This is a genomic window from Globicatella sp. HMSC072A10, from assembly GCF_001811625.1.
GTDB classification, from domain to species: Bacteria; Bacillota; Bacilli; order Lactobacillales; family Aerococcaceae; genus Globicatella; species Globicatella sanguinis.
This window is the reverse complement of sequence record NZ_KV805804.1, coordinates 1-699: the sequence shown is the minus strand read 5'-3', so window position 1 is coordinate 699 and position 699 is coordinate 1. Positions and strand designations below refer to the sequence as shown.

Here is a 699-nt window from a genome sequence, read left to right as displayed (position 1 = left end):
CAGAACAACCAGAAGACCCTGAAACTCCAGAGGAACCAGAAGAACCTGAGACCCCAGGTGAGGAAGATCCGAAAGACCCTGAAAATCCAGGCGGGGAAAATCCAAAAAATCCTGAGACTCAAGGCGAGAAAGAACAGAAAAGATTTACTGAAATTCATTATAATAAAGCAAAAGTCTTACCTGAAACAGGTGAAGAGAGTTCAAAATCATTATTGGCTATTGGCGTAATGTCTTTACTTTCAGGATTTTCTCTTATTACAAAAAAATCCAAAAAAGAAGACCATTAAAATAGGGTCAATTGATTGATTAGGGAGTTGGCAAGAAGTAGAAAATTGAATAATTTTCGCTTCGTCTACCTGCCTTGAGTAGGCCTCAAACAAGTCGAAAGACGCCAGTTTGAGACCACTCAACCACTGCGCTATTAATTAAGGAACAATAACCTTAACTAAATTTATAAGCTTATGCGCAGCCTCAACTACAAAATTAGACCTATGTTGAATGAAATAGTTAAGATAATCTATTAGTTCAACATAGGATTATTGTAAAATGAACTTGTCAGATCATGCTCAATATGACAATGTAATCTTTGGTTATAAAATGACCCCTAACCTTTAGAGTAACATCTAATGAGTTAGGGGTCATTTGTTGTTCTATAGTATAAAATATGGGCTCTTTGTCAAATGGTGTGGGTCACGGAAT

Annotated in this window: 1 protein-coding gene; it reads left to right on the top strand. The window is 36.5% G+C overall.

Annotation, left to right across the window (positions count from 1 at the left end):
- A partial coding sequence (locus HMPREF2811_RS09410; protein WP_141749309.1) for an LPXTG cell wall anchor domain-containing protein occupies window positions 1-287 on the top strand: 287 nt, incomplete at its 5' end.
- Between the last annotated feature and the right edge of the window lie 412 nt (window positions 288-699).